The organism is Mesorhizobium sp. M1217 (assembly GCF_040318275.1).
In the GTDB taxonomy this organism is placed as follows: domain Bacteria; phylum Pseudomonadota; class Alphaproteobacteria; order Rhizobiales; family Rhizobiaceae; genus Mesorhizobium.
Genome location: NZ_JAMYMA010000002.1, coordinates 1 through 22521 on the forward strand (window position 1 = coordinate 1; position 22521 = coordinate 22521).

The following is a 22521-nucleotide window of genomic DNA, read 5'->3' on the forward strand; positions in this document are numbered from 1 at the left end:
GCGAATGGTTCGAGGCCAAGACCCAGTTCGCCGTCGTCTTCGGCGAAAGGTTCGTCAGCCAATGACGAAACCGGCCTCGCGCACAGAATTCCTGACAGTTCCTAGCCCGGCTCCATCGCTGGCCGGGCAGCGGGATCAAGCGAGTGGCAGTTTAGCTTCGAAACCGCCGAAGGCCGGGCTGATGCGAGTTCTCCGCCCGGTCGTTGGGCCCTTGTGGCTCCAGTGTACGACTTCCGGCATGACCTGGCGCCTGGCTACTCCGTAGGATCGCAGTTTGTCCGTGTCGAAACCATTATCGAAGTTACCCGGCCCGATGGCGGAGTGTTGCGGATTGCGCGATCCAAGGACCGGTCCGTCCAACAACCAACAAGTTGCGCGGAAGCCATCTCAAAAAGGTCCAGGCTGTGCGTCGTCAGGATGGTAGCCGAACCAGCGAAACAGCCAATCAGGTGTCCCTTCCTTCGACCTTTAGAGACTGAGCAGTCAGCTGCCGCCAAGCGAGAATGACGATCGCTCTCACTGCTGCGGCGCTGGTATCGGTGTGCCGCCAAACCAACCAGCCGCATACGCAATCACGACCAATACCACGATCACGGCTACCACGCCGTACCAGAGGCGCCTGTCCTTGAGATCCATCGTTACCTCCTGCCCGCTACGTGTTGGCCACTGGGCGAATTCCTTGAGCCTTTAGCCGTCATTTCCCAGATGAGCGACCCATTTGCCGTCTGGCAGGCACACAGTAGGCTGGATAAGGGGTCTTTGAGAAGCGCGCAATACGACCGCGCCGGCATGATCGCCAGCGGCTGCGACCGGCGGCGGCAGGCGTGCTCGACGAGTGGCGTTGCGGCATGGATGTCAAAAGATCGGCGATGCCATCCAGCGCCTGTGTGATCGATGCGGCGCGCGTTATCCTGATCTTCCAGCACGGCTCCGCGCAGCCGCACCCCTCATTAGACCGTTTCGAGACGGCTGAACCGAACCGGGATGAGTTTGCGAGTCTTCAGTTGCCCTGCCGCATCCTTGTCGATGACCGTCAGAAACTGTGCATTTTCAGATCCCAAAGGCAGAACCAAGCGTCCTCCCGGCTTGAGTTGCTTCAGTAAAGCCGGCGGTGTCCGCTCAGCCGTCACCGTGACCAGGACCTTGTCGAATGGGGCGTGCTCAGGCCAGCCGCGAGACCCGTCTCCGACACGAATGCCGACATTGGAGAAGCCGAGACCCTGCAGGAGAGCCTCGGCATGGCTTGCGAATTCCTCGATGATTTCGACGCTCCAAACTTGCCCGGCAAGGTCCGCGAGGATTGCGGTTTGGTAGCCTAGGCCGGTGCCGATCTCGAGCACTACCTCGTGCGGTTGCGGCGCAAGGAGATCGGTCATGAGAGCAACGATGAAGGGCTGCGAGACGGTTTTATCAAAGCCGATCGGCAGCGGCATGTCTTGGTAGGCATAAGGCGCAACTGATGCTGGCACGAAGAGATGCCGCGGTATCCGCCTCATCGCCGCCAATACCCGCTCATCGAGCGCCGCCTTGCCAAGTTCTTCGCTTGCAAGATCGGTGTGAATTGCAATCATCTCGACCATGTGCCTGCGTAGAACCGCGAGATGCTCTTCGTTCATCGGCTTCATGACGGTGGGGCGCTCCTCAACCAGTCTGCTGCCTCATAACCTTATACCCTGTTCGTCTTGTCACAGTAACCATGTCGTCGAGAACGCGGCTTCGGTTGGGGCGGGTTGTACCGCCCTGCTATTTCGTCGCCGTCCTTGGTGCTCTCCCGTTCCTCGCACCGGGGTGGAACGGCGTGCGCATCAGAAGCTCGCCAGCCAGGCGACAACATCGATATAGCGGATCGCCAGCCAATTGAGCACCAATAGGCCGAAGGCCAAAACGACGCCGAACCCTGCGCTGTCGTTCACCGGCTCCATCCCGTGCTGATCGTGCGTGATCTGGCGATTGACGATGGCCGAACCTGGGCGAGCCAGCAGCGCGATTCGCGCTGCAGGCCGGCCATACGATAATCAGCGTTAGCCCGCGTGGCGCTGCTGAGAAGAACCGGAATTTCGTGATGGCTTGCCGCCGCCATTGGCGCGGCACTGGGGGACTGGCTGTCCTTCTGGATCGGCAAACGGCTTGGAAAGCGGGTTTCGCACTATTGGCCGCTCCCCTGTTCTTCGAGCGGTGGGGGGTCGCCGGCGCTTCTTCGGTCCCTTGCGTGCATCCGTACCCATGGTGGCGGGCATCTGCGCGATGCCCGCTCTGACGTTTCAGTTTGCCAATATCGCTTCGGCTCGCCGGAGTTCGTAGCCGACGTTGCACGGTTTTTCGACGTCACGAGAGGACACGTCTTGCTCGCCGGTCCCAAGACGATCGCGAGCGTTCCGGATTTTGCTCGCGCGGATCGGGAACTTGTCGTCGTTCGCTCCAGTATGGATCCCGAGGACACGCTCAAGCGCTTTGCCGGCCGTGTCGTCTTCATCGGCGGCGGTCCACCGGTCTGGGACGCCTACGCGCGCTTCGTCAGCCACTGGGATGTCACGCGGCTGCCCTATGACGGGCCGGCGGACCGCTGGTTCGATGCAAGATGGCTTACGGGGTGGCGAAGTTGCCAGAAATCACCGCGACCAATGAAGGCTCGGCTCGTATCGATCTGGGATTATTTAGACCACCTCGCGACCCAAGTTCCAGACCGCATTTTATGCAACTTTACATCGAACACAGAACCGACAGCGGTGCAGCTTGCAATTATTTCGCCGAACGGCGTCACACGGTGATGGTCGTGCAGCACCAGCCCGCGCACAAAACGATCGCGGACTCCTTCCTGCAACTGGTGCAATCCCCGAAAGTCCTGCGGAACCGTTTGCGGAGGCCTTCACCTCGATACCGACGACCCGACCGCGTCGATCCTCGATCACGACGCCGACCTCGTCCTGATCCTTGGTCCGGTAGTGTGAGAAAGACACCCGTCGCTCTGACCACCATGCGAGCTTCAGGAATTCCGACACCACGAACCTCTCGAGCAAAGCACCGCGATCGGTCCTACGTTCTTCGTCTACGGCCGCTCACAAGATTGTCAACAATCTGAGAAAGTTTTGTTGACAGGTGATTGATTTGAGCCTTCACTCACAAAAGTCCGCGTATCGGTCGAGTTCTGTCGCAACAATGCGCGGCCTCCAAAGGGGAAAGAACAATGATCAACAGACGTTCAATAATCACATCCGCGGCGCGCGGCGCCGTCTCCGCGCTGGCAATCATGGCCGGCGGCACAATCGCGGTGCACGCCGCCAACAAGGAACTCAAGATCGGCTTTGTCGGCGTGACGAGTGGCGCGGCCGCTGCGTGGGGCACATCCAACGTCCGCTCGATGCAGACGCGCGCCGCCTGGATCAACGAAACCGGCGGTGTGAAGATTGGTGACGAGACCTATGACATCAAAATCGTCACCTTCGACGACCAGAAGGACCCGAAGCGGGCGATCGCTGGCATGGAGAAGATGGCCCAGGAGGGCATCCACTATGTCGTCGGTCCGAATGTCGACGACGGCGCGGCGGCGGTGCGTCCCGTGGCAGAATCCAAGGGCATCATCTATTTTCCCTACGCATTCCCGAAGGAACTCTACACCCCGCCGGCGTCCAACGCCGTGCTCGGCATGATCGCCAACTACCAGTCGGCTCCGGCGATCTACAAATATCTCATGGAAAACAGGGGCGTGAAAAAAGTTGCCTTTGTCGCCGCCAACGAATCCGATCCGCTGAGCCAGCGGGATGGCGGTGTTGCCGCGGCAAAGGCGCTCGGGCTCGAGGTTGTGGCTGCCACGGATGTCTACCAAAACGATACCCGCGATTTCACGCCGGTACTGACGCCGATCGTTTTGCAAAAACCGGACCTGCTGGTGCTTTCGGGCGTCGCGCCGGGCAATGCGCCGCTGCTGATCCGCGCCGCGCGCGAGCTCGGCTACGAAGGCCTGATCTCCACCGAAACGGCGCAGGATGCCAAGGTGTTGGAAGAGGGCGCGGGCGAGTTGGCCAACGGCTTCATCTCGGTCGGCGGCGCATCGACGCCCGAAATCGCGTCCGACACGATGAAGGAGTTCGTCGAACGCTATACGAAAATGTTCGGCGAATACAATGACGAGTCCAACACCAAGGTCTACGCGCTCGAATACATCATCGAGACGCTGAAGGCGAACCCGGCCGCGATCGACAATGTCGAGGAGTTCAAGAAGACGATCGACACTTTCTCGGCGCCCAATCCCTATCTGAAGGACGATGCCAAGCTGACCTATGTCGGAATGACGTCGTTTGGCCAGAAGCGCCAGCTTTCGGTCCCGATGGTGGTCACGGAATACCGCGACGGCAAGTTCGAGACGCTCTTCGTCGCTCAAGTCGATTGACGCAACTGCACTGAAGCGGATTGCCGCAGAGACTCGAGCATTCGTCTTCAGCCTCTGAACGGCCGGAACCATCCTGATGGAACAAGTCATCGCCAACGGGCTTTATCTTGGCGCGCAATACGCCTTGATCGCGCTCGGTCTGACCCTGATCTTCGCGCTAATGAACGTGCTTAACTTTGCCCATGGGCAGATGTACGTTCTCGGCGGCTTCGTCACCTACACCGTCTATGGCCAGCTCGGCATGCCTTTCGTCGTCGCGCTCGTCGCGTCCGGGGTCACGCTGCTGGTCATTGGAGCGCTTGTCGAGAAATTCCTTTTCAGGACGGTGATTAAGCGAAGCGTGCGGGAGGAAAGTACGATGCTTCTCGCGGCGGCGGTCGCATTCTTCCTCGACGCCGTGATCCTCCTCTTGTTCGGCGAAAAGCAGCGCGGCGTGCCGAAGATCGTCAAAGGCGTCTTCGTCTCCGACAGCCTCATAATGCCTTACGACCGGCTGCTGGTCGGCGCACTCGCCATACTGTTCATCGCCTCCTTCGTGCTTTTCATGCAGTACAGCAAGCCGGGACGCGCCATGCGGGCGCTGGCGCAGGACCGGGTCGCGGCGCAGCTGATGGGCGTCGAGGTCGACCGCTATTCGATGATCGGCTTTGCGCTCGGCGCCATGCTTGCCGGCATAGTCGGGGGGCTGCTGGTCGCCATCACCGGCGTCAATTCGGGCATCGGCGGGCCGATCTCGATCAAGGCGTTCTTGATGGTGATGATCGGCGGGGCCGGCGTGGTCAGCGGAGCGATCGCCGGCGGCTTCATCCTCGGCATGATGGAATCGGTCGGCCTGACGGTGCTACGCCAATATGGCGACGTCACTTATCTCGTCATCTTCGCCGCGCTGATGGTGTTCCTGAGCATCCGCCCGAACGGGCTCATGGGCAAGCCGTGGGGATGATGGACATGAAGCGTACACGCAACATCCTCGTCGTCGCTGTCTTCCTGCTGGTCGTACTCGTTGGCGTGCCCTGGCTGATTGAGGCGACCGGTCGGCTCGACCTCTACTACACGCTGACCTCGGTCGCGCTGCTCAGCATCGCCAGCGCCGGGGTGTGGGTGACTTTCTACATCGGCCGCATCAATATCGGCCAGGGCGCCTTCGCGCTTATGGGCGGCTATGTTTCGGCCATTCTTGTCGTCCAGTACGGTGTGTCGTTCTGGCTGACACTGCCGCTGGCTGGGCTATTCTGCGCCGCTGCAAGCGTGCTGATCGGACTGCCCATCCTCAGGCTTCGCGGCGTCTATTTCGCCATGGTCACGCTGGTTTTGACCGAAGTGGCGCGGCTGCTCGCGCTGGCGCTGCCGATCACCAACGGAGCCAAGGGCATGGTCAGCATTCCGCTCCCCGGCGGCATCTCGATCTTCGGGCTGACCATCCTTCCAGATTTCGCGACGCTCGCCAATCCGCGTCCCGCCTTCTATCTGGTGTCGGTTGTGCTGATGGTGCTGTGCTTTGCGGCGCTCTACCGCCTAGTCCATTCGCGCATTGGCAAACTCTGCCAGTCGTTGCAGCAGAACGAGGAACTGGCCTCCTCGATCGGCGTCAACATCGCCTATCTGCGCGTTATCGCCTACGCCTTATCCTCATTCCTCGGCGGTCTCGGCGGTGCGATGTTCGTCGCCATCTCGCAGTCGATCTATCCGTCGAGCTTCACCGTCACCGACTCGGTGAACTTCATGCTGAACTGCTTCCTCGGCGGGCTCGGCCACGTCTTCGGGCCGATGATCGGCACCTTCGTGCTCTATTTCGGCTGGGATTTCCTGTTCGAGACCGGCGAGTTCCAGTTGCTGATCTTCTCTTCGGTGCTGATCGCGCTGATGCTGTTCCTTCCCAACGGCCTGCTCAGCCTCAGGCTGTTCGGCAAGAAGCAGGGCTAGGACCATGACTGAGCTTCTCCAGATCAAGGCCGTGAACAAACGCTTCGGCGGGCTGGTCGCGGTCAACAATGTTTCCTTCGCGGTCCGCGAACGCGAAATCCTCTCCGTCATCGGCCCCAACGGCGCCGGCAAGTCGACGCTGTTCAAGTTGATTTCCTCTTTCCTCAATCCGACCTCGGGCGAAGTGCTATTCCGGGAAGAGCGGATTTCAGGCCTGGCGCCGCATATCGTCGCCCGGAAGGGCGTGGTGCGCACGTTCCAGGAGACGACGATCTTCAAGGGCATGACGGTGCGCGACAATGTCATCATCGCGCATCACCTGCGTTCCAATGCCAGCCTTGCCGGCTTCTATCTCGGCACGAACACCGCACGGCGCGACGAGGATGAATTCGGCCGCTCGGCCGACGAGATCATCGACTTCCTCGATCTCGGCGCGCAACGGCATGAGATCGCCAGCACGCTGCCGCACGGCCATCTGCGCGCGCTCGGGATTGCCATCGGGCTCGCTACCAACCCGACCGTGCTTCTGCTCGACGAGCCCTTCGCCGGTATGAACCATGACGAAACCGTGCGCGCGGTGGAGATGGTGCGCGGCGTGCGGAAGCGCGGCGTGACTGTCCTGCTGGTCGAGCACGATATGCCCGCCGTCATGAACATTTCCGACCGCATCGTCGTCCTGAACTTCGGTGTGAAAATCGCCGAGGGAACGCCGAAGGAAATCCAGGAGAACGAAAAGGTCATCGAGGCCTATCTCGGCGTCGAAGATGAGACGATCGGATTTTAGCCATGAGCGAACTGCTGAAAGTCTCCGACATCGAACTCTACTACGACCATGTCTATGCACTGAAGGGCGTGTCGCTCAACGTCAACGAGGGCGAGACCGTCGCGCTGATCGGCGCGAACGGCGCGGGCAAATCCTCGATCCTGCGCGCCATCACCGGCCTGAAGAAAGTCCGCAGCGGCGAGATTCATTTCCGGGGCCACCGCATCGACGGAACGCGCCCGGACGAGCTGGTCAGGATGGGCATCGCCATGGTGCCGGAGGGTCGGCGCGTCTTTTCCTACATGACGGTGCGCGACAATCTGATGATGGGCGCCTTCACCCGCACCGACAAGGCCGAAATCGCCAGGACGCTGGACATGGTGCTCGCGCGCTTTCCGCGCCTGAAGGAACGCTATTCCCAGACGGCGGGCACGATGAGCGGCGGCGAACAGCAGATGCTGGTGATCGGGCGGGCGCTAATGGCCAAACCGAAGCTTCTGCTGCTCGATGAACCCTCGCTCGGCGTCGCGCCGAAGCTCGTCCAGGACATCGCCCGCTCCATCGTGGCGATCAATCGCGACGAAAAGGTCAGCGTTCTCTTGGTCGAGCAGAATTCGCGCATGGCGCTGCGCATCTCGCAGCGCGCCTACGCACTGACGACCGGAAAGATCGCGCTGGCCGGACATTCGGCTGAGCTGCTTGGCGACGACCGGGTCAAGAAACTCTATCTCGGCGGCGAAATATGAAAGCGCAAATGGACATACTCGTCGTCAATCCCAACACCACTGCGTCCATGACCGAAAAGATCAGCGAGGCGGCGCGCGGCGCGGCTTCGGCCGGCACCAGGATCATCGCCGTCAATCCGAAGGACGGGCCGCCGAGCGTCGAAGGCTATTTCGACGAGGTCTTCGCCATCCCGGGAATGATCGGCGAGATCCAGAGATATCCGGCGGCGAGCGCCTGCGTCATCGCCTGCTTCGACGACACCGGCCTCGACGCAGTACGCTGCGTCGGCGAGATGCCGGTGGTCGGCATCGGCGAAGCGGCGTTTCACATGGCGAGCCTAATTGCCGGCAAGTTCAGCGTGGTGACGACGCTGTCGCGTTCGGTGCCGGCGATCGAGCACAATCTGGTGCGCTACGGCCTCGCCAGCCGCTGCGCTAGGGTGCGGGCAAGCGACGTTCCCGTTCTGGAGCTCGAAGTGCCCGGCTCCAACGCCCGCCATCGAATTTCGGAGGAGATCGAGCGCGCCATCCGCGACGACCGGGCCGAAGCGATTGTGCTGGGATGCGCCGGCATGGCCGACCTCGCCGCCGCGTTCAGCCGCGAACATGGCCTTCCTGTGCTCGACGGCGTCGCCTGCGCGGTACAACTCTGCGAGAGCCTCGTCAGCCTTGGCCTGTCGACCTCGAAGCGCGGCGGCTACCAGGTTCCACTCGAAAAGTCCTTCGCCGGAATCTTTGCGTCCTTTTCGCCCTCCGGCCGTGTATCCTGATGCGTGCAAAATTGTTGACATTCCCACACAGGATGTTCGATGTCCGGCCGGAAACGCGGTGTTCGCGCCGCTATGCGATCCGGCCGCCGGGACAATGAGACGATGGACCTGCTTGGACCAAAGACACGGGATGGCGACAAGCCGACGATGCGCTGGTTTCCGGTCTATGCCGGCCTGCGCGACGCCATCGTCAGCCACCGCCTCGCACCGGGCACAAAGCTGCCCGAGGACGAGCTCGCCTCGATCTATTCGGTAAGCCGCGCGGTGATACGCGCGGCGCTGCAGGCGCTGTCGCATGACCGCTTGGCTCGGCTCGAGCCGAACCGCGGCGCGTTCGTCGCCCAGCCGACCAAGCAGGAAGCGCGCGAGGTGTTCGAAGCGCGAGCGCTGATCGAGCCCAAGGTCGCGGCGCTTGCCGCCGAAGTGGCAAAGCCGGCCGAGATCGCGCAACTGCGGCTTCATCTCGAAAAAGAGCACGAGGCCCTGCATGCCGGCCGCGACAGCGACGCCATAATGCTGTCGGCAAAATTCCATGTCGGCATCGCTGAAATCGCCGGCCATTCGATCCTGACCGGCTTCGTCAAGGACCTGTTGTCGCGGTCGTCGCTGATCATCGCGCTCTACTGGCGTCGCCGCGACACCACCTGCGAAAGCCACGCCCATCACGCCCTCGTTGATTCCATCGAAAAGCACGACGCAAAAAACGCGTCCGACCTGATGCAAAGTCATCTCATCGACCTTCTGTCGGGCCTTGATCTGTCGCTTGGCGAGAAGAAGCCCGAGAGCCTGTCGGACATCTTGCGCTGATCTCCGCTGTCAAACTCTTCGCCGGAGTTCGCCTATGTCCGCACGTGCTGGGCGTGATCGAAGCAATGCATAGCATGCATCGGTCCATGAGGACTGCTTCTTCGTTCCTGCCGTCATAACAGTAGCGCTCGTTGAGTCCGCGGCGCTGCCCCCCAGCTTCAGCTACTCCTGCTGCCGCACAACGGACGGGCAATGCGCCGATCAGAGCTTGAGGCACGCAGTCGCAGCAAGGATTGGCAAACTGCCGGTTTTTCTTACGGCCTTTAGATACGACCTGATGCGATCGGTCGATGGCCCTCGCGAGAGGCCAGTTCCAGTTTATGCGACTTTGGAAGCACAAAAGGGGAACACCTAGCGGCTTATGTGTTTTCGACGTCAACAGCCTCTGGCGGTCAGATCGGCGATCGACCGGCATTGTGAATGCCTGGAAGGGGCCGGAACCGGACTGTCAGCTTTCAAGATGACTGGACAAGATAGCCGGCCCTTGCGTCCAGCCCCGTCTGACCGCTGTGCGCCAGAAGCGACCTTTCGGACCACTGGGGCTAATGGACGACCTCCTGGCTTTGGCCGGGCGGGCTCGTCAGGGCGCCGCGATAGGTGTACAATTTTAGCCATGTTGGGTCCGGGGCCGGATGATGATCGTCCCTCCATTGAACCGGAAACTGCTGGCGATCCTTGCAGCGGATATGGTCGGCTATTCAACGGCGATCGAAATTGACGAAGCTGGCACCATCGGACGCCTGAGAGCTATCCGGGCCGACGTAACCGATACGGCGATCGCTCTGCACCAGGGTCGAATTGTCAAACTATTAGGAGATGGCGCACTTGTCGTCTTCGACAGCGTGGTCGATGCGGTAATCTGCGCAGCCGAAATTCAAAAAGCTGTGGCCGTTCGCAATGGTGGACTGCCGGAGCATGAGCGGATTGTGTTCCGCATCGGGATAAATCTTGGCGATGTGGCGCTCGTGGATGGCGATGTGTATGGCGACGGCGTCAATATCGCCGCTCGGTTGCAGCAACTCGCTGACCCGGGCGGCGTGATCGTATCGGGCACGGCCTTTGACCATCTGCAGGGCAAGCTTGATTGGCCCCTCGATTTCGCTGGCGAGCAGCAAGTCAAGAATATCAATCGCCCCGTGCGGATGTACCGGCTGAGGCTCGATGGCAAGCCGGCGCGCCGCCCGCTTCTCGGAATGATGCCGCGCTGGGCCAGGACGGCTGCGGCGGCCATCGTGGTGCTGGCTCTGGCGGGTGGAGGGACATGGTGGGTCTTTCAGCCTGCGCCACTGGGGGCCAAGCCGTCGATCGCGGTGCTGCCCTTCAATAATTATGGCGGCGACGAGGCCACCGGGCGTTTGGCCGATGGCCTCACCGAAGACATCATCACCGATCTCGCGCAGTTTCCCGAACTCGACGTCGTGGCACGCAATTCGACGCAAGCGTACAAAGGCAAGTCGCTGGATGTCCGCCAGGTCGCGAGTGCGCTCGACGTCGGCTATGTGCTGGAAGGCTCGATCCAGCGCCTGGGCGGTCGGCTGCGGATCACCGCGCAGCTGATCGATGCAAAAACCGGCAACCATCTGTGGTCGGAGCGATGGGACCGGCCTGCTGAAGACGTATTCGCCGTTCAAACCGAGATCGCCGAGCAGGTCACCAACCGCCTCGGCAACGGCGTGGGGCTGATTCAAGGCGCGGGGCGGGCTGCAGCGAAGCGTAAACGGCCGGACAACTTGACTGTCTATGATTACTACCTGCTCGGAACCGAAAGGATTGAAAAGATTACCGTAGCGGATGAGGAGGAGGCCATCAGGCTGCTCAACCTCGCTGTCGAGCTGGACCCGGGGTTCGCCCGCGCCTGGGTGGAACTTTATCATGCTCATAACATATTGGCTGGCTTCGGTATCAATCCCGAGAGCGAGATCAAGGCGGCTGCCGATGTAGCCGAACGCGCGGTGCGGCTCGATCCGAGCGACGCCGAGGCGCACGCCGTTTTTGGCATGAGCCTCAAAGACAAGGGCGACAACGCCCGCGCCAAGGTCGAGCTGGACACGGCCCTCCGCCTCGCTCCGGGTTCGGCCGAAATCCTGACATTCTATTCCGGCTTTGCGGCAGGCTTCGACGAACCCGAACGCGGCGCTCAGTTGGTCGACCAAGTTATACGGCTCGACCCGAATTACCCGATGTGGGCAACTGCTTTCTACTCCACTGCCTATTTTATGGCTGGTCGCTATGAGGACGCCTTGAAGATGCTGGAGCGCAAGACGCCCGATAACTACGGCAAAGGGGGTTGGGTGGTGCGTAGCAGCTCCTTTGCGGCTCTGGGTCGAATCGATGAGGCGAATGCTTCGGTCCGGGAAACCCTCAAACGGTATCCGGACCTGACCGTCGAGGGCATGGTCAATGAATTCAGCTTGAGCAAGACGGAGCGCGGTCGTTTCATCGAGACAATGCCGCTAGCCGGCTTCCCGGCGTGCGCCAAGACCGGGTCGCTGGCAAAACTCGCCAAACCTGTGCGGCTGCCGGAATGCGAGGCGGGGGAGGCGCAGCCTCTCGGGCAGCCATAGAACAAGCTCGGCGCAAAAGGGAGACGTGAGCCGCGAATCACCCCGGCACTGGCGGGCGCTGTCGCCGAAGGTTGGAGGCGATGACACATATGGTTGTGACGCCGCGCGAGGCTCCCGCTAGCGAACGAAGAACTCAGGGTCAAACGCTCAAGTGAGTATCCCTACGGTGGAAGCCGGCTGAGCAAGTGATTTTCTGAGCAGTGGCGATTATGTCAGGAATGGGCCGACAACGGATCGGCAGCTTCGAGCCCGTGGATATCGAAAGCGGACATTCACGTCGATGTGGGCATGATCATCATCTGACCCTGAACAGACTGGGAGCGAGGTGCCAAAAGCTTCAACGCCGAAGAGCGATTTAGGTCAAATCAGACGATCCTCATTACGACATCGATGTTGCCCCGTGTCGCTTTGGAGTAAGGACAAATCTCGTGCGCTTCATCCACCAGAATTTGTACCACATCGCGCTCCAGACTCGGCACGGCAATATCCAGTTGGACGCTAAGAAAGTGGCCGTTTTCTCCGTAGTTCAGATTCACCTCGGCCTCGATGCTCATCCCTGCAGGCAGCGCGATTTTTCGTTCGTGGGCCGCAGATGCGATTGCGCTTGCGAAGCTGGCCGACCAGCCGGCCGCGAGCAACTGCTCCGGATTGGTGCCGATGCGCGCCGATCCAGGCGTCGATAGCCAGATGTCCAGAAGACCGTCGGAACTGCGCGAGGCGCCATTTTCGCGACTGCCCGTGGTTGCGGTCCTGGCCGTATAGACAACCCTTGTGATGTGGCTCATGGGCATTCTTTGCTGGTAGCGGTAACCGCCGCTTCGGCGGTTGCCGCGAACTCGATCAGGCGTCGACTTCGACAACGGCATCGGCAAAGGCCTGCGGCGCTTCCTGGGGCAGGTTGTGCCCGATGCCGCCGGTGACGACCCGATGCGCGTATCTGCCCGGGAACATCGTGGCGTATACGCTGGCGTCCGGATGCGGCGCGCCATTGGCGTCGCCTTCGAGGGTGATCGTCGGCACGCCGATGACCGGTGCCTGCGCGAGTCGCTCCTCGAACGCGTCGTATTGCTGCTCGCCGGCGGCGAGTCCGAGCCGCCAGCGATAATTGTGGACCACAATGGCCACGTGATCGGGATTGTCGAAGGCTGCGGCGCTGCGCTCGAATGTGGCATCGTCGAAATTCCACCGCGGCGACGCGAGTTGCCAGATCAGCCTGGTGAAATCTCGTGTGTATTTCTCGTAGCCGGCGCGGCCGCGATCGGTGGCGAAGTAATATTGATACCACCATTGCAGCTCGGCCTTGGGTGGCAGCGGCAGCTTGCCGGCTTGCTGGTTGCCGATGAGGTAGCCGCTCACCGAGACCATCGCCTTGCAGCGTTCAGGCCATAGTGCGGCAATGATGTTCGCGGTGCGCGCGCCCCAGTCGCAGCCGCCAATCGTCGCCTTTTCGATGCCCAGTGCGTCCATCAGGGCGACAATGTCCGCGGCAATCGCTGACTGCTGACCGTTGCGCATCGTGTCGTCCAACAGGAATCGGGTCGTGCCGTATCCGCGCAGGTAGGGAACAATCACGCGGTGGCCTTTCGCTGCCAGCAGAGGAGCGACATCGGCATAGGTGTGGATGTCATACGGCCAGCCATGTAGCAGGATGACGGGCGGGCCGTCGGTCCGTCCAAGTTCCGCATAGCCGACGCTCAGCACGCCGGCCTCGATCCGCTTCAAGGGCCCAAAGGACGCCGCAGGCTCTCCAGTCGTCTGTTGCGCTTGTGCCGGGCCGATCAGGCCGAACTGAGTGGCGGCGACAGCCATCGCGGCGGCGCCAAAGAACCGACGGCGATCTTGGTCGATTTCATCGGGGATATTGAGCGAATGCATTTGGGAACCTCTATCCTTGCGCGGGCGATCAGCCGAACGTGAATGCAAAGACCTCCACGCCTGAGTCGAGAAACTCGATCTCGAACTGGCGATCGACGATGGGTTTCGATTGTCGGATCAGTTGGTACAGGCGCTGCTCTGTCACTGCGCCTTCGCCCATTTCATTGACGTCGATGCCGTGAGCCGTGCCTGGCGGCTGCCCGTCGATCAGCACGCGAAATCTCACAGACGTTCCCGGCGCTGCCGGACCCATGACCAGATGAAGGTCGCGCGCGTGAAAACGGTACGCGGTGCGGGCATCGGACTTGTTCAGTACGGCGGTTTCTTTCCTTACCGTCCAACTGCCAGACAGCCCCCACTCATTCAGGCGTAGTCGCGCCGGCACGTCGTAGATGTGCGGCGCGTCCAAGACCGCTTCACCGCCGGAGGCAGAATTCTGGGTGCGTTCGTAGCCGAGATAATTTTCCGGAGACTTGAGGGTCTCCCAATCGGCCGCGGCCTCGATGCCGCGGGCATCCACCGACACAGGCTCACGGTCGAATCCGCCGGCGCCAGCCTCAGTCAGCAATTCCTGGATGACCATTTCCGACTGTTGGTATGAGCCCTCGCCAAAGTGGTGATACCGGACGCGTCCCCGCGAATCGACGAAATAGAGTGCCGGCCAGTACTGGTTGCTGAAAGCCCGCCATATGAGATGGTCGTTGTCGACGGCGATCGGGTAATCGATCCCCAGGTCTTTCACCGCCCGGTGCACGTTGTTCAGGTCTTTTTCGAACGAGAACTCCGGCGCGTGGATTCCGATCACCACCAAACCATGCTTCCGGTATTTCTCGTCCCAGGCCTGAACGTAGGGAAGCGTGCGCAGCCAGTTGATGCAGGTGTAGGTCCAGAAATCGATGAGGACGACCTTGCCATGCAAAGCCGACGCCGTCAGCGGCGGCGAATTTATCCACTCGTGCGCCACGCCAAGCGAAGCAAGCTCGGATTGACTCTCGAACTGGTCGGAGGAAAGTCCGTGAAGGAACGGAACCCTCATCGGTGCGGAGGGTATCGGCTGAGCCACATTCGTGTCTCCCAGAAAACTGGCAATCGGAGCCCCGATTGCCATTGCGAGCGCCACGGCGACGAGCAGCTTAATTGCTTTCATCGACGACGCCTTTTCAGTTTCGATCGATATCGCCGCGCAGACGGTTCAGCGGCGCGCTGCGCGCTGAATCCTTCAGAGCGGAAGCTCTTTGCCGGCCTGCTCAGCCACCATGTATTCCGCGTACCAGTCCGGCCAGTTCTCATCGCGCTGGCCGCCGTTGCGCTTCTCGTGCTCGCCGTGGGCCTCCGACGCGCGTCGCAGCGCGGCAACAAGATCCGCTCCGGAAGCGTAGGTCGTGGTGTCGATCCGGCCGGGAAAGCGGGTGGTGATTTCCTGCAGCAGCCATTCGTTGCCGTCCGGGTCCTTGAACGTCGCGAACGAGGAGTAGCTGCGCCGCTCGGGATCGCGCCCCTTGACCGCCGGCTTGCCGGGACCTGTGCGGTGAAACGCCTCGCTGACCTCGGCGCCGTGGCCAATGAGCTCGGCGCGCGCCGCCTCGATGTCCGACACGACAAGATAAAGCCCGCTTGCCGAGCCGGGCTCCGCCGTCGTGACCCCCGTGCCGAAGTGGATCGAGGCAGGCGAGCCCGGAGGTGTGAACTGCACACCCCGGAACGTATCGCCGACGACGAAATCGCCGTCGAGCCGCCAGCCCAGGCCGATATAAAAGCTCTTGGCGCGATCGACGTCCGAGACGGGGATGACCACGACCTCGAGCTTCATGTCGAGCGCCTGCTTTTTGAGGGTCCCGGTCGCAGTTTCGTGCTTTTCGTCACGGGGCGTTTTCATGGTTTGAGACATTTGTCGTTCCTTTCGAGTGAGGTGGTTATTTGGTTTGCCGCAGCGGCCTGAACGCGGCGCGCAACTCGGCAGAAAAGAGCTCCGGCCGCTCCCACGCGGCGAAGTGGCCGCCTTTGTCGACCTCATGGAAGTAGATCAGGTTGGGGTAGGCGCGCCGGGCCCACGTCTCGGGGGCCTGATAGCCTTCCCCCGGAAAGACCGTGATGGCCACCGGCAGCGAGACTTCGCTGGTCTTTTCAGGGCCGGCAAAAACGGGACTGCGCCCGCCGCCGTACTCCCAGTAAATTCGCCCGGACGAGGTGGCGGTGTCCGTCAGCCAGTACAGCGTGATATCGTCCAGCACCTCGTCAGGCGACTTTTCGGGGTCGCTTTTGTCGTAGGTCCAGCCCGAAAAGCCCGGATGCCCGAGCATCCAAGCGGCGAGCCCTGCGGGGGAGTCATTGATGGCGTAACCGATCGTCTGGGGCCGGGTGCCCATCATCGTGGCGTAGGATCTGTTCCCCATCTTGGCGGCCATGCTGAGCGCATCGAACGCCGCGCGCTCCTTGTCCATGAGCCCCGCCGGCGCCGGTCCGCCGGCGGCGAGCACCGCGGCAATCTCTGGCGGTACGACAGCCGGCAGGTTGACATGAATGCCGAGCAGGCCTGCCGGGGCCAGACGTCCCATTGCATTCGAAACGGGAGAGCCCCAGTCGCCGCCCTGGGCGACGTAATCTGTGTAGCCAAGGCGCTTCATCAGCTCTGCCCAGGCTCGTGCAATGCGGTCTGTACCCCAGCCGGTATCTGTGGGTTTGCCGGAGAAGCCGAAACCCGGCAACGACGGCAGTACGAGGTCGAACGCGTCTTCCGGGCTACCGCCATGCGCCGTGGGATCGGTGAGAGGGCCGACGGTCTTGAGCAGTTCCAGCACCGAGCCGGGCCAGCCATGCGTCATGATCAGCGGCAAGGCATTGGGATGTTTCGAGCGAACGTGAATGAAGTGGATGTCCACTCCGTCGATCGTGGTCATGAACTGGGGCAGGGAATTCAGCTTCGCTTCCGCTGTCCGCCAGTCGTAGGCCGTGCCCCAATACTCGACGAGCGGCCTGATCTTCGCGAGCTGTATGCCCTGCGACTGGTCATCGACCGTCTCCCGGTCGGGCCACCTTGTCTGCGCAATGCGACTGCGAAGATCATCGAGCGGCGCTTGCGGCACATAGACTTTGAAGGGCCGGATCGAGCGATCCTCGACCGGGTTGGCGGAGGCGGGCGCGGAAAGGATGCAAAGCCCGAATGCCAGCACGGCCGCCAGTTGGTCGAGCCTCATGGCTGCACCTTCTTGTCCGGAGTGTGGAACGTCACCGTTTGTTTGGTGAAGACTTTGCCTTCGGGATCCACCACCTCGATCAGCACCTTGTGCTGGCCGCTTGGCATGCCAACCAAGATGATGGTGTTGCTCTGACCGTAGTCCGCCCACGCCCAAGGCAGGTCGTCGACGGTGACGTGCAGATGCCCGACCCGCGGAGACACGTTGCGCGCGGCCGCCCCGCCCACAGGCAGGATGCGCAAGTTCTCCACCCGGTACGGGATGAACACGACGCCGTTGGCCAACGGACCCGGAAGCGGCGGCTCCACGATCAGCTTGGATGCGGGCTCGTTGTCGATGGGAACGACCGTGCTCTGGGCAAACGCGCCCGTGGCGAGCACGGTGCAAACCGCGAGTGCGGTGAGCGTCTTGATGAGGGGGTTCATTGCAGTCGCTCCCTTCGGAGGTTCGCTACGCAGCTATCGCTGGGCGGAAGATGACGAGCGTCCGGCGCGCCATCCCCCGCCAACACGTCATGTCTGCAACGTCTTGAATGTTGCGCGCACCTCATCGGTGAAACTCTTCGGCTGCTCCCAGGCGGCGAAATGGCAGCCCTTGTCCGTGCGGCCATAGTGCAGAAGCTTCGGGAACGCGCGTTCGGTCCAACTCTTCGGTGCGGTGTAGATTTCACTGGGGTTCGCAGTCGCACCGACGGGAATGGTGATGCCCTTGGCGTCGAAGAAGCCGGCCTTCGCCGTTTGCGTATGTTCCCAATAGAGACGTGCCGACGAGATCGCCGTGTTCGTCAGCCAGTAGAACGTGATGTTGTCGAGGATGTCGTCGCGGGTAAGGCCCTCCGGCTCTCCATCGAAGGAGCGGGCGATCAGCGCATAACTGTCCGCATCGTGATCGAGGATCCACGCCGCCAGGCCGGCCGGTGAATCGACGATCCCGTAGAGCGTTTGCGGACGAAGAGCCATCTCGTTGGCGTAGCCCAGGCCGTTTTGGTAGAAGAACGCTACCTGCTCGTAGGCACGCTTCTCGTCGGGGCCAAGATCAGCGGGGGGCGGACCGCCGGAGGCCAGCGCCTTCACGATCTCCGGCGGAATGGTCCCCGGCATATTCGTGTGGATGGCGACCAGCTCGGGAGGTGCGATCAGGGCCATCTGTTCCGTGATGAGTGCTCCCCAATCGCCGCCCTGCGCGACGTAGCGGTCGTAGCCAAGGCGTTTCATCAGCACGATCCACGCCCGCGCGATGCGCCCGGGATCCCAACCGGTTTCGGTGGGCTTGCCGGAAAAGCCGTAGCCCGGCATCGACGGGATCACCACGTCGAACGCCTCCGCCTCCGTGCCTCCGTGCGCAGTGGGATTGGTGAACGGGTCGATGATCTTCAAAAGTTCGATGACCGAACCGGGCCAGCCGTGCGTGATGATGACAGGCAGGGCGCCCTGATGCTTAGACTTCACATGGATGAAGTGGATGTCGAGCCCATCGATCTCAGTGACGAAATTCGGCAGCGCCTTCAACTGCGCCTCGCACTTGCTCCAATCGTATTCCGTTCGCCAGTACTGCATGAGCTTCTGCATTGTGGCGAGTTGCACGCCCTGCGTTGGCCCTACAGTTGCTGGGGTCGACCAGATCCGCCGGGACGCCTCGTCGGAGACGAGTTCGCGCTCGGGCCAGCGCGTGGCGGCGATGCGCCGGCGCAGCTCATTGATCTCCTCCTGCGGGAAACTGACGGAGAAAGGGCGGATGGCATCGCTCGTGGATGCGGCGGCCAATTGCGACGGGAGCAGGCTTGCCGCGCCGGCGGCGGCGATGCCGGCCGCCGCAGTGCCCAAAAGTCGCCGGCGATCCTGGTCGATTGCTTCGGAGGTTCTGGTCGTGTCCATGGGTCTCTCCTGGGTTGATGGGTTTGCGATCTATCTACGTAGCTTGAACTACGCCCAGGAGGCGGGATTAGCCCGTTATGCGTCGTGAGCTTGTGTTAGCCGCTGCCAGCCTGCCGCTTTTTTGAGCAGATAGGAGGCGCCTAGACTGTGAGACTCCCTATGGTGCAGGAGCGCTCCTTGACTTAAACTGCGGCGCTGGGTGCAGGCGGCTCCAAAAGAAGACGCCATGACGAAAACGGGAATACAAGCCAAAGACAGATTGTCGTTTGGCCCTTTCCATTTTGCTGCGGGTGAAAGGCTCCTGACAAGAGAAGGCGCTCCCGTAGAGTTGGGTTCGCGCGCCATCGACATTCTCATAGTCCTGACCTCTGCACCGAATGAAGTCGTCAGCAAGAAAGATCTAATGTCGCGGGTTTGGCCGGATGTCGTCGTCGAGGAAGGCAGCCTGCGGTTCCACATGACCGGACTGCGCAGGGCGCTGGGCGATGGAAAGGATGGCGCGCGGTACATCGCGACGCTTCCGGGGCGGGGCTATTGCTTCGTTGCGCCGGTTTTGCGATTAAACAGCCCACGCGACGAAGCCCTATTCATTGCCGCTGAGTTTCCGCACGCGAATCTTCCAAACCGCTTGAGCCGGATGGTCGGACGGGACGAGGATGTTCTTAAGCTGTCGGTGCAGCTGAATGCTTCGCGGTTCGTCACCATCGTTGGCGCCGGTGGCGTCGGCAAAACCACCGTCGCGATCGCAGTCGGGCATCACCTGATCGAAGCATTTTCAGGGGCGGTCTTGTTCGTCGATCTGGGAATGATCGGCGATCCCGGTCTGGTGACGACAGCCGTCGCCTCGATGCTTGGACTAACGGTTCAAACAGAGGATGCGACGCCCAACCTGATCGCTTACTTGCGCAACAAGCGGATTCTCTTGATCCTCGATACCTGTGAGCATCTCGTGGATGCGGTGGCGCCTCTGGCCTCGAGCATCGTCGATGCGGCGTCACAGGTCTACATCCTGGCGACGAGCCGCGAGGCGCTTCGGGTCGAGGGCGAACATATCTGCCGGTTGGATGCGCTTGCGTTTCCGCCCGACGAACCGGGGCTAACGGCGGCCATCGTCCAGACATTCCCGGCCACCCAGCTGTTCGTCGAGCGAGCGGTGGCAGGTGGCGCTCGTTTGGACGTCGGCGACGCCGAGGCCTTGATCATCGCAAGCATCTGCCGAAAGCTTGACGGGGTGGCGCTCTCGATCGAACTGGCGGCCAGACGTGTCGAATCCTATGGGCTGCAGCAGACAGCCGCGCTTCTCGATCAACGCCTGACACTGCTGTGGCTCGGTTCACGGACAGCGCCGCCGCGTCAGCAGACCTTGCAGGCGACACTAGACTGGAGCTTTGGGCTCCTGACCGACGTTGAGCGCGTGGTGCTTCGCAGGCTCGCTGTATTCGTCGGTCATTTCACGCTCGATGCCGCCCTGGAGGTCGTGACGAGCGCGACCCTCGACCGATCGACCGTCCTTGGCGCCATGGACAGTCTTGTCGCCAAATCGATCGTGGCGACGCGTCCGGTCGGAGCAATGATGCGCTACAGGCTCCTCGATACGACGCGCGCCTACGTTCTCGACATCCGGATCGATGACGCCGAGGCTGCCGATCTGGCAGTGCGCCACGCCGCCTACTATCGGAGATGGCTGGAGCAGACCGGGATCGAGTGGCCAAGCCTGGCGACCGGTGAGGAGCGGGCGCCCCACTTCGCCGCCATCAACAATGTCCGGGCTGCCCTGGAATGGTGCTTCGGCGACAGCGGAAACGCCGACATCGGCGTCGGACTCGCCAGCGCTGTCGCGCCGGTTTTCCTGGCAATGTCCTTGTTGCCGGAGTGTCATCGCTGGTCTGAAAGAGCAATATTCGCTTTCGACGATGCCGCCCTTGGCGGACTTGACGAGATGCATCTTCAGGCAGCCCTCGGCGTGTCCTTCATGTTCATGCGGGGAGGACGCGACAGGGCGCGCGTAGCTCTGGAGAGGAGCCTGGCGATCGCCGAGCAGCGCGGCGATCCGCTGGACCGGGTGCGTCTGTTGGGTTCGCTCAACATGTTCCATCTGCGGACGGGCAATTTCGCAACCGCCCTTGAGTTTGCAAGGCGTTGTTCAGCCACAGCCGCGACCTTGGACGACTCGGTCGTCAACGCGCTGGCACACTCGATCCTGGGCATCTCGCTCCACCTGCGAGGCGACCTCGCGGAGTCCCGCGCAGAGCTGGAGGCGGCGCTCGACCGTGGGCCGCGCTCCCAGCGGACCACGACGATCTATCTGGGCTTCGAAGGCAAAATCCTGGCCAGGGCCATCCTGGCGAGGAACCTTTGGCTACAAGGCCATCCGGACCAAGCCATGGCACACGCCCGACAGGCCGTCGAAGAGGCTGCCGCCATGGATCATTCTCTAACTTTGGCGATCGCGTTGATCTGGGCGATATCGGTCTTCCTGTGGACCGGTGACCTGAAGAGCGCCGAGGCGTACATAGATATGCTCATCGCCCGCGCGGAATCCCATTCCATGACTCCGTACCTGCTGGTCGGTCGGGGCTTCAAAAGCGAAGTCGCGATCCGTCACGGCGATGCAAAAAGCGGCGTCGAGGGCCTGCAGACATCTCTTCGGAAGCTCCACGCGGCGCCTTATGAATTGCTCACGACGCCGCTCAACCTCTCGCTAGTTAGGGGACTGTCCGCGATCGGTCAGGTTGATGAAGCCATTGCGTTGATCGACGAGTCGCTTGGTCAAGTCGAAAAGAACGGCGACCAGTTGTACCTCCCGGAGTTGCTACGGATGAAGGGAAGCCTCCTTCTCCAGTCGGAGCGCAACCGTGATGAAGCTGCCGCCTACCTCATGCAGGCACTGGAGTTGAGCCGAAGTCAGCGCGCACGGGCATGGGAGTTGCGAACCGCAATCGACATGGCGACGCTGATGGCCGGGCGCGGGGAGATCAACAGCGCTCGCGAGCTCTTGCAGTCGGTTGCGGCGTATTTTGTGGAGAGCCTGAATACGGCGGATGTCGGGGCTGCCGAACACCTGCTGGCGACACTGAGGTAGAGCCTCAATGCCACTTCTCCTAATGGTGTCGTCCCCTCTCGGCGCAATTTCGACGGTGGTGTGGGCACTATTAATGTCGGCTTCGGGAGGACAGGAGTGGCTGGCTGAATGACCGACATGCTGAAGGGTTTCGGGTGCCGTCAGGCGTACGAAAGTCTCTCATGCAGGAACCCGCGGGCCGCAGACGACGGCCTATGGGGATTTGTGTTTCGGAGCGTGCCTGGGTCTGTCGCGAACTTCCGCATAGGATGCGGTGGGCATGGCGTGGAAGGGGCTTCCGGGCCCGGTCGCAGAGCCTGGAGCGTTGATTCCGACGGGATTGGTGTGCGTGACGACCGGCTCGACGGCAATGTGCACATAACATCCCGTTGACCGTCGCCGGCGTGGCGCGGTCGTACGAGCAACTTGGTCATGCCGGGTCATGAGGTGTTCTCCCGGTTCGGCGCTCGTGAGGTCGTCGAGCAATCCGTCCTTGGCAAACACCTCATTCGGATCGCGGCCGGCAAGCAGTTGGTCCAGAAGTTCCTTCTCAATAGCCATGCGATGATTCTCTCCTT

At 61.7% G+C, this 22521-nt stretch carries 19 protein-coding genes and 2 pseudogenes; 10 read left to right on the top strand and 11 right to left on the bottom strand.

The window, feature by feature from the left end; translation table 11 throughout:
• Positions 1 to 157: 157 nt before the first annotated feature.
• Positions 158 to 282: pseudogene (locus NKH37_RS02635) on the bottom strand (IS6 family transposase); the annotation flags it as partial.
• A 668-nt stretch (positions 283 to 950) separates the two neighbouring features.
• Complete coding sequence (locus NKH37_RS02640) at positions 951 to 1625, bottom strand: protein-L-isoaspartate(D-aspartate) O-methyltransferase (RefSeq protein ID WP_353040784.1); 675 nt, start codon at positions 1623 to 1625, stop codon at positions 951 to 953.
• A gap of 663 nt (positions 1626 to 2288) precedes the next feature.
• On the opposite strand from NKH37_RS02640, the pseudogene NKH37_RS02645 reads away from it, so the two are divergent.
• Positions 2289 to 2588 (top strand): annotated as a pseudogene (locus NKH37_RS02645) (diacylglycerol kinase); the annotation flags it as partial.
• 102 nt (positions 2589 to 2690) lie between these two features.
• On the opposite strand, the gene NKH37_RS02650 reads toward NKH37_RS02645, so the two are convergent.
• Positions 2691 to 3002, bottom strand: a complete 312-nt coding sequence (locus NKH37_RS02650; RefSeq protein ID WP_352484977.1) for a DUF4143 domain-containing protein — start codon at positions 3000 to 3002, stop codon at positions 2691 to 2693.
• Between the two features lie 182 nt (positions 3003 to 3184).
• Here NKH37_RS02650 and NKH37_RS02655 point away from each other — a divergent pair, with 182 nt between their 5' ends.
• The 8 genes from NKH37_RS02655 (at position 3185) to NKH37_RS02690 (ending at position 11939) form a co-directional block, all read left to right on the top strand.
• On the top strand, positions 3185 to 4387 hold the full coding sequence (locus tag NKH37_RS02655) for an ABC transporter substrate-binding protein (RefSeq protein ID WP_353001297.1): 1203 nt from the start codon (positions 3185 to 3187) through the stop codon (positions 4385 to 4387).
• Positions 4388 to 4463: 76 nt separating this feature from the next.
• Positions 4464 to 5330, top strand: coding sequence for a branched-chain amino acid ABC transporter permease (locus tag NKH37_RS02660; protein ID WP_023722333.1), 867 nt, complete (start codon positions 4464 to 4466; stop codon positions 5328 to 5330).
• A 5-nt stretch (positions 5331 to 5335) separates the two neighbouring features.
• Positions 5336 to 6310, top strand: coding sequence for a branched-chain amino acid ABC transporter permease (locus NKH37_RS02665; RefSeq protein WP_353040786.1), 975 nt, complete (start codon positions 5336 to 5338; stop codon positions 6308 to 6310).
• 4 nt (positions 6311 to 6314) lie between these two features.
• Positions 6315 to 7094, top strand: a complete 780-nt coding sequence (locus NKH37_RS02670) for an ABC transporter ATP-binding protein (protein ID WP_352484979.1) — start codon at positions 6315 to 6317, stop codon at positions 7092 to 7094.
• Between the two features lie 2 nt (positions 7095 to 7096).
• Positions 7097 to 7819, top strand: a complete 723-nt coding sequence (locus NKH37_RS02675) for an ABC transporter ATP-binding protein (protein WP_023722330.1) — start codon at positions 7097 to 7099, stop codon at positions 7817 to 7819.
• 8 nt (positions 7820 to 7827) lie between these two features.
• On the top strand, positions 7828 to 8568 hold the full coding sequence (locus tag NKH37_RS02680; protein WP_352642978.1) for an aspartate/glutamate racemase family protein: 741 nt from the start codon (positions 7828 to 7830) through the stop codon (positions 8566 to 8568).
• Positions 8569 to 8670: 102 nt separating this feature from the next.
• Complete coding sequence (locus tag NKH37_RS02685) at positions 8671 to 9375, top strand: GntR family transcriptional regulator (RefSeq protein ID WP_023722328.1); 705 nt, start codon at positions 8671 to 8673, stop codon at positions 9373 to 9375.
• A 635-nt stretch (positions 9376 to 10010) separates the two neighbouring features.
• Entirely contained in the window at positions 10011 to 11939 is a 1929-nt protein-coding gene (locus tag NKH37_RS02690) for an adenylate/guanylate cyclase domain-containing protein (protein ID WP_352484987.1), read from the top strand.
• Positions 11940 to 12304: 365 nt separating this feature from the next.
• On the opposite strand, the gene NKH37_RS02695 is transcribed toward NKH37_RS02690, so the two are convergent.
• The 7 genes from NKH37_RS02695 to NKH37_RS02725 form a co-directional block, all read right to left on the bottom strand.
• A complete protein-coding gene (locus NKH37_RS02695) occupies positions 12305 to 12724 on the bottom strand; it encodes an Ohr family peroxiredoxin (RefSeq protein WP_031195077.1) in 420 nt (139 codons plus the stop codon).
• A gap of 55 nt (positions 12725 to 12779) precedes the next feature.
• A complete protein-coding gene (locus tag NKH37_RS02700) occupies positions 12780 to 13748 on the bottom strand; it encodes an alpha/beta fold hydrolase (protein ID WP_502895824.1) in 969 nt (322 codons plus the stop codon).
• A gap of 94 nt (positions 13749 to 13842) precedes the next feature.
• Positions 13843 to 14961 (bottom strand): redoxin domain-containing protein, encoded by a 1119-nt coding sequence (locus tag NKH37_RS02705; RefSeq protein ID WP_353003767.1) that lies wholly within the window; start codon positions 14959 to 14961, stop codon positions 13843 to 13845.
• A 72-nt stretch (positions 14962 to 15033) separates the two neighbouring features.
• Positions 15034 to 15690, bottom strand: coding sequence for a VOC family protein (locus tag NKH37_RS02710; protein WP_031195072.1), 657 nt, complete (start codon positions 15688 to 15690; stop codon positions 15034 to 15036).
• Between the two features lie 37 nt (positions 15691 to 15727).
• On the bottom strand, positions 15728 to 17008 hold the full coding sequence (locus tag NKH37_RS02715) for an epoxide hydrolase family protein (protein ID WP_031195070.1): 1281 nt from the start codon (positions 17006 to 17008) through the stop codon (positions 15728 to 15730).
• Positions 17005 to 17433: a DUF6130 family protein gene (locus NKH37_RS02720; RefSeq protein ID WP_023722324.1), complete on the bottom strand. Its 429-nt coding sequence runs from the start codon at positions 17431 to 17433 to the stop codon at positions 17005 to 17007. The genes NKH37_RS02715 and NKH37_RS02720 overlap by 4 nt, the downstream gene beginning before the upstream one ends.
• Before the next feature lie 87 nt (positions 17434 to 17520).
• Entirely contained in the window at positions 17521 to 18882 is a 1362-nt protein-coding gene (locus tag NKH37_RS02725) for an epoxide hydrolase family protein (RefSeq protein ID WP_023722323.1), read from the bottom strand.
• A gap of 226 nt (positions 18883 to 19108) precedes the next feature.
• Between NKH37_RS02725 and NKH37_RS02730 the strand changes: the two genes are divergently transcribed.
• Positions 19109 to 21964: an ATP-binding protein gene (locus tag NKH37_RS02730; RefSeq protein ID WP_353040788.1), complete on the top strand. Its 2856-nt coding sequence runs from the start codon at positions 19109 to 19111 to the stop codon at positions 21962 to 21964.
• A gap of 192 nt (positions 21965 to 22156) precedes the next feature.
• Here NKH37_RS02730 and NKH37_RS02735 read toward each other — a convergent pair whose 3' ends face one another.
• Entirely contained in the window at positions 22157 to 22504 is a 348-nt protein-coding gene (locus tag NKH37_RS02735; RefSeq protein WP_353004169.1) for a hypothetical protein, read from the bottom strand.
• Between the last annotated feature and the right edge of the window lie 17 nt (positions 22505 to 22521).

What these genes read in the sequence shown, in the direction of transcription:
- NKH37_RS02655 (WP_353001297.1), top strand. Translation starts at nt 3,185, where the DNA reads ATGATCAACAGACGTTCAATAATCACATCCGCGGCGCGCGGCGCCGTC.
- NKH37_RS02680 (WP_352642978.1), top strand. Translation starts at nt 7,828, where the DNA reads ATGGACATACTCGTCGTCAATCCCAACACCACTGCGTCCATGACCGAA.
- NKH37_RS02640 (WP_353040784.1), bottom strand. Translation starts at nt 1,625, where the DNA reads ATGAAGCCGATGAACGAAGAGCATCTCGCGGTTCTACGCAGGCACATG.
- NKH37_RS02695 (WP_031195077.1), bottom strand. Translation starts at nt 12,724, where the DNA reads ATGAGCCACATCACAAGGGTTGTCTATACGGCCAGGACCGCAACCACG.
- NKH37_RS02665 (WP_353040786.1), top strand. Translation starts at nt 5,336, where the DNA reads ATGAAGCGTACACGCAACATCCTCGTCGTCGCTGTCTTCCTGCTGGTC.
- NKH37_RS02730 (WP_353040788.1), top strand. Translation starts at nt 19,109, where the DNA reads ATGACGAAAACGGGAATACAAGCCAAAGACAGATTGTCGTTTGGCCCT.
- NKH37_RS02700 (WP_502895824.1), bottom strand. Translation starts at nt 13,748, where the DNA reads ATGGCTGTCGCCGCCACTCAGTTCGGCCTGATCGGCCCGGCACAAGCG.
- NKH37_RS02725 (WP_023722323.1), bottom strand. Translation starts at nt 18,882, where the DNA reads ATGGACACGACCAGAACCTCCGAAGCAATCGACCAGGATCGCCGGCGA.
- NKH37_RS02660 (WP_023722333.1), top strand. Translation starts at nt 4,464, where the DNA reads ATGGAACAAGTCATCGCCAACGGGCTTTATCTTGGCGCGCAATACGCC.
- NKH37_RS02675 (WP_023722330.1), top strand. Translation starts at nt 7,097, where the DNA reads ATGAGCGAACTGCTGAAAGTCTCCGACATCGAACTCTACTACGACCAT.
- NKH37_RS02685 (WP_023722328.1), top strand. Translation starts at nt 8,671, where the DNA reads ATGGACCTGCTTGGACCAAAGACACGGGATGGCGACAAGCCGACGATG.
- NKH37_RS02715 (WP_031195070.1), bottom strand. Translation starts at nt 17,008, where the DNA reads ATGAGGCTCGACCAACTGGCGGCCGTGCTGGCATTCGGGCTTTGCATC.
- NKH37_RS02690 (WP_352484987.1), top strand. Translation starts at nt 10,011, where the DNA reads ATGATCGTCCCTCCATTGAACCGGAAACTGCTGGCGATCCTTGCAGCG.
- NKH37_RS02670 (WP_352484979.1), top strand. Translation starts at nt 6,315, where the DNA reads ATGACTGAGCTTCTCCAGATCAAGGCCGTGAACAAACGCTTCGGCGGG.
- NKH37_RS02710 (WP_031195072.1), bottom strand. Translation starts at nt 15,690, where the DNA reads ATGAAAACGCCCCGTGACGAAAAGCACGAAACTGCGACCGGGACCCTC.
- NKH37_RS02720 (WP_023722324.1), bottom strand. Translation starts at nt 17,433, where the DNA reads ATGAACCCCCTCATCAAGACGCTCACCGCACTCGCGGTTTGCACCGTG.
- NKH37_RS02705 (WP_353003767.1), bottom strand. Translation starts at nt 14,961, where the DNA reads ATGAAAGCAATTAAGCTGCTCGTCGCCGTGGCGCTCGCAATGGCAATC.
- NKH37_RS02735 (WP_353004169.1), bottom strand. Translation starts at nt 22,504, where the DNA reads ATGGCTATTGAGAAGGAACTTCTGGACCAACTGCTTGCCGGCCGCGAT.